Below are 12928 nucleotides of genomic sequence, written 5' to 3' on the forward strand. Positions count from 1 at the left end.
ATGGCAGCACCGACGAGTAACAAGCTGATCCTGCCGCGCTACCGGCGGGACCCGGAGGGCACGCACCCACCGCTGGACTCACCGGGCTACCGGTCGACGGCCCTGCGGCACCCGAAGCAGCCGCTCGTTCTGCTGCCGCAGATGCTCACCGAGGTGACCGGCCCGCTGCTCGGTCCCGGCCGCCTCGGTGAGTTCGACAACGACCTGACCCGCCAGCACGCGGAAGAGCCGCAGGGGCAGCGGATCCTGGTGCACGGTCGCCTGCTCGACGGTGACGGCCGGGGCATCCCGAACTCGCTGATCGAGATCTGGCAGGCCAACGCGGGCGGCCGCTACCGGCACATCGGCGACAACTGGCCCGCGCCGCTGGACCCGAACTTCGACGGCGTCGGCCGCACCATCACCGACTCGGCGGGCCGGTACGAGTTCACCACCATCAAGCCGGGCGCGTACCCGTGGAAGAACCACGACAACGCTTGGCGGCCCGCGCACATCCACTTCTCGGTGTTCGGCCAGGCGTTCACGCAGCGCCTGGTGACGCAGATGTACTTCCCGGACGACCCGCTGTTCTTCCAGGACCCGATCTTCAACTCGATCCCGGACGAGAAGGCGCGGCAGCGGATGATCTCGCGGTTCGACTACAGCCGCACGACCGACCACTGGGCGCTGGCCTTCGAGTTCGACATCGTGGTGCGCGGCCGCGAGCAGTCGGTGTTCGAGAACGAGGAAGAGGAAGACGAATGACGACCCCTTCGCAGACCGTCGGCCCCTACCTCGCGATCGGCCTGCCCTGGGAGGACGGCCCGACGGTGGTGCCCGAGGGCACCGAGGGCGCGGTGTGGATCCGCGGCACCGTCACCGACGGCGAGGGCAACCCGGTCCCGGACGCGATGATCGAGACCTGGCAGGCCGATCCGCAGGGCCGCTTCGACCACCCGGACGACCCGCGCGGCCGCGTTCCCGGCTTCCGCGGGTTCGGCCGCTGCCCGACCAAGCCGGACGGCAGCTACGAGATCCTGACCCTGCTGCCCGGCGCGATCCCGGGCGAGAACGGCGCGACGCAGGCCCCGCACATCGACGTGTCGGTGTTCGCGCGCGGGCTGCTGAACCGGGTCGTCACGCGCATCTACTTCCCGGAGAACACCGAGGCCAACGCCGCCGACGCGGTATTGAACTCGGTGCCGGAGGACCGGCGCGGCACACTGATCGCCGCCAAGACCGACGACGGGTACCGCTTCGACGTGCGTCTCCAGGGTGGGGCTGAGACAGTGTTCTTCGATGTCTGACCTGTTCGACCCGATGCTCGCCGCCGGGCCGGTCCGCGACGAGGTCTCCGACGCCGCCTGGCTGCGGGGCCTGCTCGACGCGGAAGCGGCGCTGGCGGAGGCGGAGGCGGACGCGGGCGTGATCCCGCGCGAGCACGCCGACCGGATCGCCGCCGTGGCTCGTGACGGGCAGTTCGACGCCGCCGCGATCGGTGCGAAGTCGGTCGGCGTCGGCAATCCCGCCGCGCCGCTCGTGCGGGAGCTGACCGCGCAGGTCGGCGGCGAGGCGGGCCGGGTGGTGCACCTCGGCGCGACCAGCCAGGACATCGTGGACACCGCGGCGATGCTGGTGTCCGCGCGTGCGGTGGACGTGCTGCTCGGCGAGGTGGAGGCGTGCGCGGACCGGCTCGCCGAGCTGGCGCGGGAGCACGCCGGCACTGTCCAAGCGGGACGGACGTTGCTGCAGCAGGCGCTGCCGGTGACGTTCGGGTTCCAGCTCGCCGGCTGGTTGTCCGGGCTGGACGCGGCCGCGGACCGGTTGCGGGCGCAGCGGTTCGCTGTGCAGCTCGGCGGGGCCACCGGCACATTGGCGTCGCTCGGTGAGCAGGGGCCGGCCGTGCTGGCGGCCTTCGCACGCAGGCTCGGGCTTGCGGAGCCGGCAATGCCGTGGCACACCGAGCGGACGCGCATCGCGGAACTCGCCGGTGCGCTCGGTTCGTTGTCGGGTGTGGTCGCCGGTGCGTCGCGGTCGCTGGTGCTGCTGGCGCAGACCGAGGTCGGTGAGATCGCCGAGGTCGCCGAGGGCAGCGGCGGCTCGTCCACCATGCCGCACAAGCGGAACCCGGTCGCCGCGGTGGCGGCCGCGGCGGCCGCGCAGCAGGCGCCCGGGCTGGTCGCGACCCTGCTCGGCGCGATGGCGCAGGAGCACCAGCGCGCCGCCGGTTCGTGGCACGCCGAGTGGCGGCCGCTGACGGAACTGCTGCGCAGCACCGGATCCGCCGTGCACTGGCTGCGCACGAGCCTCGACCGGCTCCAAGTGGACGCGGACCGGATGCGCGCGAACGTCGACCTCACGCGTGGCGCGCTGCTGTCCGAGCGGGTCACGACCGCGCTCGCGGCGGAGACCGGGCGGCTCGAAGCACACGACGCCGTGAGCGCGTGCACTCGCCGCGCGCTGGCCGGTGAGGGTGAGCTGGCCGACCTGCTGGCCGAGGACGCCTTGGTGGGCAAGCACCTGTCCCGCGAGCGCATCGGCGAGCTGCTGGACCCGGCCGGTTACCTGGGGAGCGCGCGTGACTTCGTCGAACGGGTGCTGGAGAAGCGAAAGGGGACTTCGTGAAGGTCCACTACGAGACCGCGGGCGATGGTGACGTCGTCGTCCTGAGCAATTCCATCGGCAGTAACCTGCGCATGTGGGAGCCGCAGGTGAAGCCGTTGACGGACAACGGTTTCCGCGTCGTCCGGTACGACACCCGGGGCCACGGGCAGTCGCCGGTGCCGCCAGGGCCGTACTCGATCGCCGACCTCGGCCGTGACGTCGTCGAGCTGCTGGACACGCTCGGCGTCGAGTCCGCGCACTTCGTCGGGCTGTCGCTGGGCGGGATGACCGGCGCCTGGCTCGGGCAGCACGCGCCGTCGCGAATCCGGTCGCTGGCACTGACATTCACCTCGGTCAACCCCGGCAACGTCGACATGTGGACCGGGCGGGCGAAGCAGGTGCGCGCCGAGGGCATGGCGACGATCGCCGAGGGCAGCATCGGCCGCTGGTTCACACCGGACTGGATCTCGGCGAACCCGGAACTGGCCGAGGAGCTGCGGCAGATGACAGCGACCACCCCGGCCGAGGGCTACGCGTCGTGCTGCGAGGCCATCGCCGGGCTCGACCTGACCGCCGGGCTGGGCACGATCACCGCCCCGACCCTGGTGATCTCGGGAGCCGACGACGCCGCGCTGCCGCCCTCGCACGGGCAGGTCATCGCCGACGGCATCCCCGGTGCGAAGTTCGAGGTGATCGACCACGCGGCCCACCTGGGCAGCTACCAGCAGGCAGGCAAGTTCACCGAACTGCTCCTGGAGCACCTGAAGGGGGCGCGATGAGCGACGAGCTGTACGACGCGGGCATGAAGGTCCGGCGTGAGGTGCTGGGCGACGCGCACGTCGACCGCGCCACCGCCAACGCGACCGAGTTCACGCAGAAGTTCCAGGACTACATCACCCGCGCCGCCTGGGGCTCGATCTGGACGCGCGAGGGCCTGGACCGCAAGACCCGCAGCTGCATCACGCTGGCCGTGCTCACCGCGCTGCACTGCCACGGCGAGATCGCGATGCACGTCCGCGCCGCCGTCGGCAACGGGCTGACCGCCGACGAGATCGGCGAGGTGCTGCTGCACGCCGGCGTGTACGCGGGGGTGCCTGCGGCCAACGAGGCATTCGCCATCGCGCAGAAGACACTGGCCGAGATGGGAGAGCCCACCGCCCAGCCGCGCGCCCACTAAGTTGTCCGGTATGGAATCAACCGAGCGCGGCGCGCACCACGTCCAGTCGCTGGAACGCGGCCTGGCCGTGATCCGCGCGTTCGGCGCCGGGGCGCCCGAGCTGACGCTGTCCGACGTGGCGCGCTCGACCGGCCTGACCCGCGCCGCGGCCCGGCGGTTCCTGCTCACGCTCGTGGACCTCGGGTACGTGCGCACGGACGGGAAGTACTTCTCGCTGACCGCGCGCGTGCTGGAACTCGGCTACGCGTTCCTGTCCAGCATGACCCTGCCCGAGGTCGCGCAGCCGCACCTGGAGCGGTTGTCCGCGGAGGTGCGCGAGTCGAGTTCGGTGTCCGTACTGGAGGGCGCCGACATCGTCTACGTCGCGCGGGTCGCGGTGTCCCGGATCATGACGGTGAGCATCAACGTCGGCACCCGGTTCCCCGCCTACGCCACCTCGATGGGGCACGTGCTGCTCGCCGGGCTCGACGATGAGGGGTTCGCCCGGTACCTGGAGCAGGCCGAGTTGCAGCGCCTGACCTCGCACACGCTCACCTCGCCCGCCGCGTTGCGGGCCGAGCTGGCGGCGGTCCGGCAGCAGGGCTGGGCGCTGGTCGACCAGGAGCTGGAGGAGGGGCTGCGGTCGGTCGCGGCGCCGATCCGGGACCGGCAGGGCCGCGTCGTGGCGGCGGTGAACGTGTCCACTCACGCCAGCCGCACCCCGCGGGAGACGGTGATCGAGGAGATGGTGCCGCCGCTGCTGGCCGCCGCGAAGCGCATCGAGGACGACCTGGCCGTCGCACCCGCGCAGGCGCGCCGTGGCTGAGTGCGCCGGGTTGCTGCTGGCGGCCGGCGCCGGGCGGCGGATGGGGCGTCCGAAGGCGCTGGTCGAACTGGACGGGGAACCGTTGCTGCGCCGGGCTTTGCGCGTGCTGACCGACGGTGGCTGCGCGCCGGTGCGGGTGGTGGTGGGCGCGCAGGCCGACGAGGTGCGGGCGTTGCTGCCGGATCCGTCGTGGGCCGTTGAGTCGCCCGACTGGGCCAGCGGGATGGGCGCGTCGCTGCGGGCCGGGCTGCGCGCGTTGCCGGAAGCGTCGGCCGTGCTGGTGCACCTGGTCGACCTGCCCGGAGTGGACGCCCGCATCGTGTCGCGGCTGCGGGCGCTGGCATCGGTGGAGGTGGTCGCGCGCGCCGCGTACGACGGCGTGCCGGGGCATCCGGTGCTGTTCGGGCGCCGCTGGTGGGACGAGGTCGCGGAGAGCGCTTCGGGCGACCGCGGAGCCCGCGACTGGCTCCGCGGCCGCACCGACCTGCGGCTGGTGGAGTGCGCCGACCTGGGCGGCGGCCAGGACGTGGACACCCCAGCGGACCTCCGACGCTAGGCGGCGCCGGCGCCGCGGAGGCTGGTCCGCCGGCAGCCGCACTTCGCCGGGATTCCGGCCCCGAACCCGCCCCGCTAAGCGGCGACCACCGGCTGACACCGGTCCGCCCGGCGGGTGTCCAGTGGAGGTCGGTGGTCACCCATGGCCGGACGTGGATGCCCCCGCGGACCTGCCCCGCCAGGCGGCGACAACTCCGGGCCACGCCGGTTCACCGGCAGGCGCCCTTCGCCGGGATTCCGGCCCGCAGATGCTTCCTGCTGGACCTCGGACCTGCCCACTAGGCGGCGACCCCCCGCCGATACCAGGCCGCCCGCCGGGTGTCCCGTGGAGTCCGGTGGCCGCCCTTGGCCGGAGGCGGATACCTCAGCGGACCCGGTCCGCTAGGCGGCGTCGACTCCGTGGAGGCTGGCCGGCCCGGCGGGTGTGCCGCCGAGTTCGACGGTCCCCCTTGGTTGCATGAGGACCCCCGGCGGACCTGCCCCGCTGAGCGGCGCCATGCCGCAGGTGCACTTCGCCGGATGCCGGCCCCGGACCCGCCCCGCTAGGCGGCGACCACCCCGCCGACACCCGTCCGCCCAGCCGGTGTCCCCACCAGCTCCACAGTCAGCCCGGCTCGCACGCGCTCCCCGAACACCGCCACGATCGCGTCGGTCACCCCGGCCACCAGCCGGGCCACGATGGCGTCCGCGTCCGGGCGCTCGAACGCCGCTTCCCGGATGCCGAAGATCACCGACGGCGCGGGCGCGGACGCCGGCTTGCCCCCGATGCCCCACCGGTTCGACGGCACCCCGACCAGCCGCACGACCGCGATCTCCCGCGCCCACTCGCCGTACACGGCGACGATCGCCTCGGTCAGGCCTTCGATCAGCTCGGTCTCACGTCCGGCCAGGTCGCTCTCCAGGACGTGCACGGTCAGATGAGGCATCTCAACTCCCAAAGTAGATTTGCAAGCAAAGATAATTGCGGGCGGAGTGGCTGTCAACGACGGGCGAACCCCTTAGGGTGGAGGGGTGAAGGTCAACTCACCCGAAGAGCTGGCGACGGAGCTGGACCGGGTCGGCTACCTCGCCGACGAGGGCGTCGCCACCGCCGCGTTCCTGGCGTTGCGCATGCAGCGCCCGCTGTTCTGCGAAGGCGAACCCGGCACGGGGAAGACCTCGCTGGCCGTGTCGCTGTCGGAAGCGCTCGGCCTGCCGCTGGTGCGGTTGCAGTGCCACGAGGGCATCGACGCGGCGCAGGCGCTGTACGAATGGGACTTCCCGCGCCAGCTGCTGCACCTGCGCGCGCTGGAAGCCGGCCGCGAGCACCTGGACGTCGAAGCCGCGGAGCAGTCGCTGTTCACCGAGCGGTTCCTGCTGGCCCGGCCGTTGCTGCGGGCGCTGAAGGAGTCGCCGTGTGTGCTGCTGGTCGACGAGATCGACCGCGCCGACGACGAGTTCGAGGCGTTCCTGCTGCAACTGCTCGACGAGAACGCCGTGACGATCCCGGAGTTCGGCGAGATCCGCGCCGTGCAGCCGCCGCTGGTGCTGCTGACCTCCAACCGGACCCGCGAGGTGCACGACGCGCTGAAGCGACGCTGCCTCTACCACTGGCTGGAGCACCCCGACCTGGCCCGCGAGGTCGCCATCCTGCGCCGTAGGCTGCCCGGGGTCGGCGAACGGCTCGCGACGCAGGTGGCCGCGGCCGTCCGCCGGCTGCGTGAGCTGGAGCTGCTGAAACCGCCGGGCATCGCCGAGTCGCTGGACTGGGCGCAGGCGCTGCTGGCGCTCAACCGCACCGAACTCGACGCGGAGATCGCAGCCCGGACCCTCGGCGCGGTGCTCAAGTACTCCGAGGACCTCGACCGCGTCCGGGCCAAACTCGACACGGTGCTGGCATAGCCGACCCGGGCGAGGGCGTTCCACGAACGTCGGCATCTCGCCGGACGCCGTCGGGCGCGTCCAGGTACATCTCCTGCAGCAGCTCCCACAGTTCCTTCGCTGTCACCTCCCCACCGGTCCGGTCGGTGTGCCGCTGGACGTGCCGGGCGAAGTCGATCTGCAGCCGCCGCGGGAGTTCGACGCCGTAACCGGTGCTCAGCAGGTGCGCGATACCGCCCTTGCCGGACTGGGAGTTCGCAGGTTCAGCGCGAGCGTGGCGATGTCGACGTTCCCGGTGCGCTCGCCGTTGCCGAAGATGCAGCCTTCGACGCGCCGCGCCCCGGCGAGGAGGGTCAGCTCCGCGCAGGCGATCCCGGTGCCGCGGTCGCCGTGCGGGTGCATCGACAGGATCACGCTCGATGAGGTCGCGCCGCGCCGGGGCGAACACCACGACCGTGACGTCCTCCGGCGCCAGGCCGGTTTCCGCGATGAGGCGGACCAAGTCGTAGTCGCTCGGCGAGAGCCTGGTTGCCGTCCCGCAGGTCGACCGCGCCCCACACCGGCGCCTGCGTGAGCCGGGCGTCCGACAAGCGATGATCGACATGCTGCGGCTTCGGCCCGGCGGCCCCGACCACGATGCGCAGCAGAACGTCCTGGACGTCATCACGGCCGGGGACGCGGCCAGGGCTGGTGGTGAGCCGGGCCCACCCTGGTGTCGATGAAGGAGGCCCTCAGCGCGGGCGGTGCGCGAGCAGGTACGCCTGCGGAGTCGTCTCGTACTCGAACGCGGGCTCGCGGATCAGCCGCGCGGTCACCGGGAGCCCGGCGTCCGCCAGCAGTTCCGTGATGCGGTCCGGCGGCAGGCGGTACGCGTCGTAGGAAACCGTGTGCCCGTAAGCCTGTTCGAGGCGCTTGCGCTCGTCGCCGACCTGGAACGCCACCATCAGGTGCCCGCCCGGCGCGAGGACCCGCGCGAACTCCGCGAACACCTCCGGCAGCAGCTCCGGCGGCGTGTGGATGATCGAGTAGAACGCGAGGATCCCGCCCAGGCTGGCGTCCTCCAATGCCAGGTCGGACATGGAGCCGACCTCGAACCGCAGGTGCGGGTAGCGCCGCCGCGCCTCCGCCAGCATGCCAGGCGACAGGTCGATGCCGAACACCGGAACCCCCAGTGAATCCAGGTACGTCGTAACCCGCCCCGTGCCGCACCCGATGTCCGCCACCTGCCCGCCGTCCCGGCGCACGTAGTCGGCGAAGAGCCGCAACATCGCCAGGTCCTCCGGAGTCTGCTCCAGGAGGCCTTCGAGGAGTTTCGCGTAGTCGACCGCCACGGTGTCGTAGGCGGCGCGGGTCATGTCGAGATGGGTCACGCGGCGACCGTATCGAGGGCGGGGTGGCCGGTGTGGCCCGACTCGCCGGTGCGGGAGAAATTCTTGTCCCGCAACGGTTTCCGCGACGAGGGTGGGCTCATCACCCGGCTGATCCCGCTGCGCTCCCGCGACGTGATCGCGGCGGCTTCGCCCCGTCGAGGCCGTGCTGCAGCAGGTCGAAGGCCCGGTCGATCACCGCGGGCTGGTCCCGGTGCACGTCGTCGGGGTCGTCGCCGTCCAGCAGGCGGCTGGTCGCCCGCTCGTAGATCGAGTCGATCGCGGCGGTCAGCAGGTTCGCCGTCAGCCGCGCTTCCACCGGGTCGCCGGTCTCCTCGGTCAGCACGTCCGCCAGCATCGCGGCGATCTCGCGGGACTGCTCGTAGGTGCGCGTGACCAGCGCGGGACTGGCGCGCAGGATCGACAGGAAGCCCGCCGTCCCCGGCCGCGTCCCGGACAGCGGATGGCGTTGCCGCACCAGTTCGTGGTGGTACCGCCGCAGCGCCGTCACCACGTCCTGTCCGGCGGGCCGCTCCCGGACGACCCGCTCCAGTTCGCGGAGCCGGTCGGCGTGCCGGTCGAGGAACAGGTCCTCCTTGCGTGGGAAGTAGTTGAACACGGTCATTTTGGAGACGCCGGCGGCCTCCGCGACCTCGGCGACGGTCACGTTGTCGAAGCCTTTGACGGCGAACAGGCCGGTCGCGACGTCGGAGATGTGCCGTCGCGTGGCCTGCTTCTTCTCTTCGCGCAGTCCCACGCCGGAATCCTATACCGAACAAAAACATTGACCCGGTAAAAGTTTGTGGCACGATGGGTGCATGGACTTCGACGTGGTGATCTCCGGGGGCGGACCGACCGGCCTGATGCTGGCGGGCGAGTTGCGGCTCGGCGGGCTCGACGTGCTGGTCGTGGAGCGGCGGACCGAGATCGATCCGACCCTCAAGGCGGGCTCGATCAACCTCGCGACGGGTGAGGCGCTCTACCGGCGCGGCCTGCTGGAGCGGCTCGAGCACGAGACGCGGCAGGGCATGGCGCAGGTGAAAGCGATGCTGTCGCGGGCGAAGTCGGCGCCGCCGCCGATCGCCGGGCACTTCGCCGGGATCATGGTCGGCCTCGACCTGGTCGACTTCGCCGATCCCGCGTTCCGGGACGCGGGCCCGGCCGCCAACCTGCAGCTGGTGGGCCAGCAGACGGTGGAGAAGGTGCTGGAGGAGCACGCGACCGGCCTGGGGGCGGTCGTGCGCCGGGGCGCCGAGGTCACCGGATTCGAGGCGGACGACGACGGTGTGACGGTCTTCGTCGGCGGCGAGCGGGTCCGCGCGGGCTGGCTCGTCGGCTGCGACGGTGGCCGCAGCCTGGTGCGCAAGCTGGCCGGGTTCGATTTCCCCGGCACCGATCCGGAGATCACCGGGCGTCAGGCGCTGGCCGACCTGGACGGCACCGAGGCGCTCGGGCTGGGCTGGCGCCGCACCGGCACCGGCGTCTACGTGCACGGCCCGCTGCCGGGGCGGATCCTGACCGTCGAGTTCGACGGCCCGCCCGCGGACCGCACCTCGCCGGTCACGGTCGCCGAGCTGCAGGACAGCATCCGGCGCGTGTCCGGAGTGGACGTCACGGTCAGGTCGATCCGCAGCGCCACGCGGTTCACCGACAACGCCCGCCAGGCCACCACCTACCGCAAGGGCCGGGTGCTGCTCGCCGGCGACGCGGCGCACGTCCACTCGCCGTTCGGCGGGCAGGGCCTCAACCTCGGCATCGGCGACGCGGTCAACCTCGGCTGGAAACTCGCCGCGACCGTCCGCGGCGACGCGCCGGACGGGCTGCTCGACACCTACCTGGTGGAACGGCACCCGATCGGCGAGTGGGTGCTGGAGTGGACGCGCGCGCAGATCGCGGCGATGCGGCCCGATCGGCACGCCAAGGCCCTGCGCTCGGTGCTCACTGACCTGCTCACCACCGGCGACGGGGCGACGTACCTGGCGAAGAAGCTGTCCGGGGTGCTGCACCGGTACCCGGTCGACAGCGATCACGAGCTGGCGGGCAAGAGCGCACCGGACTTCGAGTTCACCGACGGCAGCCGTCTCGCCGACCACTGCCGCGACGGCCGGGCCGTGCTGATCGGCGCGCGGATCGACGACGAGCGGGTCCGCGTGGCGCCGGGCGAAGTCGTCGGGCGGCCTGGTCTCAAGGCTCTGATCAGGCCCGACGGTCACGTCGCGTGGGCGGCCGGGGACGGCGGCACGGCCGGTCTGGAGAAGGCGTTCGCGACCTGGTTCGGCACGCGGACCCCCTCACATCGGATTTTCGCGTAACAATGAACAGGTGAGCACCCAGGACCCCCTGGCCGGATTCGTCGGCTTCGCCACCGCGCTGCGCGAAGCCGGCGTCGCCTGCGGGCCGCAGCGGGTGCAGGCCTACCTCGACGCCGTCGAGCGGCTCGACGTCGGCGAGGCGGACCAGCTGTACTGGGCGGGCAGGCTGACGCTGTGCTCGGACCCGGACGACCTGATCCGCTACGACGACGCGTTCGCGCAGTGGTTCGCCGCCGCGCCACCGGAACCGCGGCCGGCCACCGTCCGCCGCGAGCAGCGGTCCCGCATCGCCGCACTGGTGTCGCAGCCGGCGGGCGAGGGCGAGGCCGGGGCGGACGACGAGCAGCTGCGGGTCGCGGCGACCGACGCCGAAGTGCTGCGCGAACGGGATCTCGCGGAGCTGAGCAAGGCCGAACGCGAGCACCTGCGGGAGCTGATGGCGGTGCTGCGGCCGCAACCGCCGATGCGGAAGTCCCTGCGCAGCAGGCCGGCGCGCCGCGGCTCGCTCGACCCGGGCCGGACGCTGCGCGCGATGCTGGCCGGCGGCGGCGAACCGGTCCGGCTCGCGCACCGGAACCGGTCGACCCGCCCGCGCCGGGTGGTGCTGCTGCTCGACGTGTCCGGGTCGATGAGCCCGTACGCCGACTCGCTGCTGCGGTTCGCGCACGTCGTGGTGCGCCGTGCGCCTGCCGCCGTCGAGGTGTTCACCCTCGGCACCCGGCTGACCAGGGTGTCCCGGCAGCTGCGGCAGCGCGACCCGGAACGCGCGATGCTCGCCGCAGGCACCGCGGTGCCCGACTTCGCCGGCGGCACCCGGCTCGGCGAGACGCTGCGGATCTTCCTGGATCGGTGGGGGCAGCGCGGCCTCGCGCGCCGTGCCGTCGTCACGGTGTTCTCCGACGGCTGGGAGCGCGGCGACCCCAGTCTCCTCGGCGAGCAGATGGCCCGGATGCGCCGCCTGGCGCACGCGGTGTTCTGGGTGAACCCGCACGCGGGACGCGAAGGCTACGCTCCGGTGCAGTCCGGCATCGCGGCCGCGCTCCCGCACGTCGACCGCTTGCTGGCCGGCCACAGCCTGGCCACCCTGGAACGACTGCTGCTGGAGATCCGCGATGCATGATGTGCTCGACGAGTTGTACAAGCGCTGGCGCGAGGGCGAAGCCGTCGGCGTCGGCACGGTCGTGGCGACCTTCTCCTCGGCGCCCCGTGCGCCGGGCGCCGCGATGCTGGTCACCGAGGACGGGACGGCGGTCGGCAGCGTGTCCGGCGGCTGCGTCGAGGGCGCGGTGTACGAGCTGGCGCAACAGGTCGTCGCCGACCGCGAGCCGGTGCTGCAGCGCTACGGCGTCAGCGACGACGACGCGTTCGCGGTGGGCCTGACCTGCGGCGGGATCATCGACATCTACGTCGAGCGGATCGACAGGGAGACCCTGCCCGAGCTGGGCGACGTCGTCGACTCGGTGCACCGCGGGGAGCCGGTCGCCGTGGTCACCGTGATCGAGCACGAGGACCCGGAGCGGCGCGGTCGGCACATGGTCGTGTGGCCGGACCGGACCGCGGGGACGCTCGGCACCGACCGGATCGACGACGCGGTTGCCGACGACGCGCGCGGCCTGCTCGCCAACGGGCGCACCGGAACGCTGCACTACGGCCTTGAGGGCGAGCGGCGCGGCGAGGGCATGGCGGTGTTCGTCAACTCCTTCGAACCGCAGCCGCGGATGCTGGTGTTCGGCGCGATCGACTTCGCGGCCGCGATGGCGCGCATGGGCTCCTACCTCGGTTACCAGGTCACGGTGTGCGATGCGCGTCCGGTTTTCGCCACCGCGTCGCGGTTCCCGGACGCCGACGACGTCGTCGTGGACTGGCCGCACCGCTACCTCAAGGCCGAGGCGGAGGCGGGCCGCATCGACCGGCGGACCGTGATCGCGGTGCTCACCCATGACCCGAAGTTCGACGTGCCGCTGCTGGAGGTCGCGTTGCGGCTGGACGTCGGCTACATCGGGGCGATGGGGTCGCGGCGCACGCACGACGACCGCCTCGCCCGCTTGCGGGAGGCGGGATTGACAGAGGCGGAACTGTCGCGATTGGCCTCTCCGATCGGGCTCGACCTCGGCGCCCGCACACCGGAGGAGACCGCGGTGTCGATCGCCGCGGAGATCATCGCGCTGCGGTGGGGCGGTGGCGGGAAGCGGCTCACCGAGTTGTCCGGGCGCATCCACGGCTGACCCTGTCGTGCGGCTACGACTGGCCCTTTCGCAGGCCTGCGACT

14 protein-coding genes and 1 pseudogene are annotated in these 12928 nt (G+C 72.4%); 11 read left to right on the forward strand and 4 right to left on the reverse strand.

Features of this window, described 5'->3' with window-relative positions; all coding sequences use genetic code 11:
* The 7 genes from pcaH to AMYTH_RS0137275 are packed head-to-tail and all read left to right on the forward strand — an operon-like array spanning position 1 to position 5121.
* Positions 1 to 744, forward strand: coding sequence for a protocatechuate 3,4-dioxygenase subunit beta (gene pcaH, locus AMYTH_RS0137245; protein WP_027934486.1), 744 nt, complete (start codon positions 1 to 3; stop codon positions 742 to 744).
* Positions 741 to 1286, forward strand: coding sequence for a protocatechuate 3,4-dioxygenase subunit alpha (gene pcaG, locus AMYTH_RS0137250; protein ID WP_027934487.1), 546 nt, complete (start codon positions 741 to 743; stop codon positions 1284 to 1286). Before pcaH ends, pcaG begins: the two co-directional genes overlap by 4 nt.
* Positions 1279 to 2604: a 3-carboxy-cis,cis-muconate cycloisomerase gene (pcaB, locus tag AMYTH_RS0137255; protein WP_027934488.1), complete on the forward strand. Its 1326-nt coding sequence runs from the start codon at positions 1279 to 1281 to the stop codon at positions 2602 to 2604. The genes pcaG and pcaB overlap by 8 nt, the downstream gene beginning before the upstream one ends.
* Positions 2601 to 3362 carry a 3-oxoadipate enol-lactonase gene (gene pcaD, locus AMYTH_RS0137260; protein WP_027934489.1) on the forward strand — a complete coding sequence of 254 codons (762 nt, stop codon included), beginning with the start codon at positions 2601 to 2603 and terminating at the stop codon, positions 3360 to 3362. Before pcaB ends, pcaD begins: the two co-directional genes overlap by 4 nt.
* The gene (gene pcaC / locus AMYTH_RS0137265) at positions 3359 to 3760 is read left to right on the forward strand and encodes a 4-carboxymuconolactone decarboxylase (protein ID WP_020421705.1); all 402 of its coding nucleotides are present in this window, start codon (positions 3359 to 3361) and stop codon (positions 3758 to 3760) included. Before pcaD ends, pcaC begins: the two co-directional genes overlap by 4 nt.
* A gap of 10 nt (positions 3761 to 3770) precedes the next feature.
* Positions 3771 to 4565 carry an IclR family transcriptional regulator gene (locus tag AMYTH_RS0137270; RefSeq protein ID WP_037322978.1) on the forward strand — a complete coding sequence of 265 codons (795 nt, stop codon included), beginning with the start codon at positions 3771 to 3773 and terminating at the stop codon, positions 4563 to 4565.
* Entirely contained in the window at positions 4558 to 5121 is a 564-nt protein-coding gene (locus AMYTH_RS0137275; RefSeq protein ID WP_027934491.1) for a nucleotidyltransferase family protein, read from the forward strand. The genes AMYTH_RS0137270 and AMYTH_RS0137275 overlap by 8 nt, the downstream gene beginning before the upstream one ends.
* Positions 5122 to 5662: 541 nt before the next feature.
* Here the strand turns inward: AMYTH_RS0137275 and AMYTH_RS0137280 are convergent.
* Positions 5663 to 6046 carry a tautomerase family protein gene (locus AMYTH_RS0137280; RefSeq protein ID WP_027934492.1) on the reverse strand — a complete coding sequence of 128 codons (384 nt, stop codon included), beginning with the start codon at positions 6044 to 6046 and terminating at the stop codon, positions 5663 to 5665.
* 85 nt (positions 6047 to 6131) lie between these two features.
* Between AMYTH_RS0137280 and AMYTH_RS0137285 the strand changes: the two genes are divergently transcribed.
* Entirely contained in the window at positions 6132 to 7001 is an 870-nt protein-coding gene (locus AMYTH_RS0137285) for an AAA family ATPase (protein ID WP_027934493.1), read from the forward strand.
* A gap of 237 nt (positions 7002 to 7238) precedes the next feature.
* On the opposite strand, the pseudogene AMYTH_RS51340 reads toward AMYTH_RS0137285, so the two are convergent.
* From AMYTH_RS51340 to AMYTH_RS0137300, 3 genes and pseudogenes are all read right to left on the reverse strand, one after another.
* Positions 7239 to 7397 (reverse strand): annotated as a pseudogene (locus AMYTH_RS51340) (2-isopropylmalate synthase); the annotation flags it as partial.
* A 314-nt stretch (positions 7398 to 7711) separates the two neighbouring features.
* Positions 7712 to 8335 carry a class I SAM-dependent DNA methyltransferase gene (locus AMYTH_RS0137295; RefSeq protein WP_027934495.1) on the reverse strand — a complete coding sequence of 208 codons (624 nt, stop codon included), beginning with the start codon at positions 8333 to 8335 and terminating at the stop codon, positions 7712 to 7714.
* A gap of 115 nt (positions 8336 to 8450) precedes the next feature.
* Positions 8451 to 9104, reverse strand: coding sequence for a TetR/AcrR family transcriptional regulator (locus AMYTH_RS0137300; protein ID WP_027934496.1), 654 nt, complete (start codon positions 9102 to 9104; stop codon positions 8451 to 8453).
* A gap of 61 nt (positions 9105 to 9165) precedes the next feature.
* Here AMYTH_RS0137300 and AMYTH_RS0137305 point away from each other — a divergent pair, with 61 nt between their 5' ends.
* The 3 genes from AMYTH_RS0137305 to AMYTH_RS0137315 are packed head-to-tail and all read left to right on the forward strand — an operon-like array spanning position 9166 to position 12884.
* Positions 9166 to 10659, forward strand: coding sequence for an FAD-dependent monooxygenase (locus AMYTH_RS0137305; RefSeq protein WP_027934497.1), 1494 nt, complete (start codon positions 9166 to 9168; stop codon positions 10657 to 10659).
* Between the two features lie 10 nt (positions 10660 to 10669).
* Positions 10670 to 11779 carry a vWA domain-containing protein gene (locus tag AMYTH_RS0137310; RefSeq protein WP_027934498.1) on the forward strand — a complete coding sequence of 370 codons (1110 nt, stop codon included), beginning with the start codon at positions 10670 to 10672 and terminating at the stop codon, positions 11777 to 11779.
* Complete coding sequence (locus tag AMYTH_RS0137315) at positions 11772 to 12884, forward strand: XdhC family protein (RefSeq protein ID WP_017984315.1); 1113 nt, start codon at positions 11772 to 11774, stop codon at positions 12882 to 12884. The genes AMYTH_RS0137310 and AMYTH_RS0137315 overlap by 8 nt, the downstream gene beginning before the upstream one ends.
* The last annotated feature ends 44 nt before the right edge of the window (positions 12885 to 12928 follow it).

The organism is Amycolatopsis thermoflava N1165 (assembly GCF_000473265.1).
Lineage (GTDB): Bacteria > Actinomycetota > Actinomycetes > Mycobacteriales > Pseudonocardiaceae > Amycolatopsis_E > Amycolatopsis_E thermoflava.

Bases quoted from the DNA above. Each gene is read 5' to 3' on its own strand.
- pcaC (WP_020421705.1), top strand. From the start codon at position 3,359: ATGAGCGACGAGCTGTACGACGCGGGCATGAAGGTCCGGCGTGAGGTG.
- AMYTH_RS0137280 (WP_027934492.1), bottom strand. From the start codon at position 6,046: ATGCCTCATCTGACCGTGCACGTCCTGGAGAGCGACCTGGCCGGACGT.
- AMYTH_RS0137295 (WP_027934495.1), bottom strand. From the start codon at position 8,335: ATGACCCGCGCCGCCTACGACACCGTGGCGGTCGACTACGCGAAACTC.
- pcaH (WP_027934486.1), top strand. From the start codon at position 1: ATGGCAGCACCGACGAGTAACAAGCTGATCCTGCCGCGCTACCGGCGG.
- AMYTH_RS0137270 (WP_037322978.1), top strand. From the start codon at position 3,771: ATGGAATCAACCGAGCGCGGCGCGCACCACGTCCAGTCGCTGGAACGC.
- pcaG (WP_027934487.1), top strand. From the start codon at position 741: ATGACGACCCCTTCGCAGACCGTCGGCCCCTACCTCGCGATCGGCCTG.
- pcaB (WP_027934488.1), top strand. From the start codon at position 1,279: ATGTCTGACCTGTTCGACCCGATGCTCGCCGCCGGGCCGGTCCGCGAC.
- AMYTH_RS0137305 (WP_027934497.1), top strand. From the start codon at position 9,166: ATGGACTTCGACGTGGTGATCTCCGGGGGCGGACCGACCGGCCTGATG.
- AMYTH_RS0137315 (WP_017984315.1), top strand. From the start codon at position 11,772: ATGCATGATGTGCTCGACGAGTTGTACAAGCGCTGGCGCGAGGGCGAA.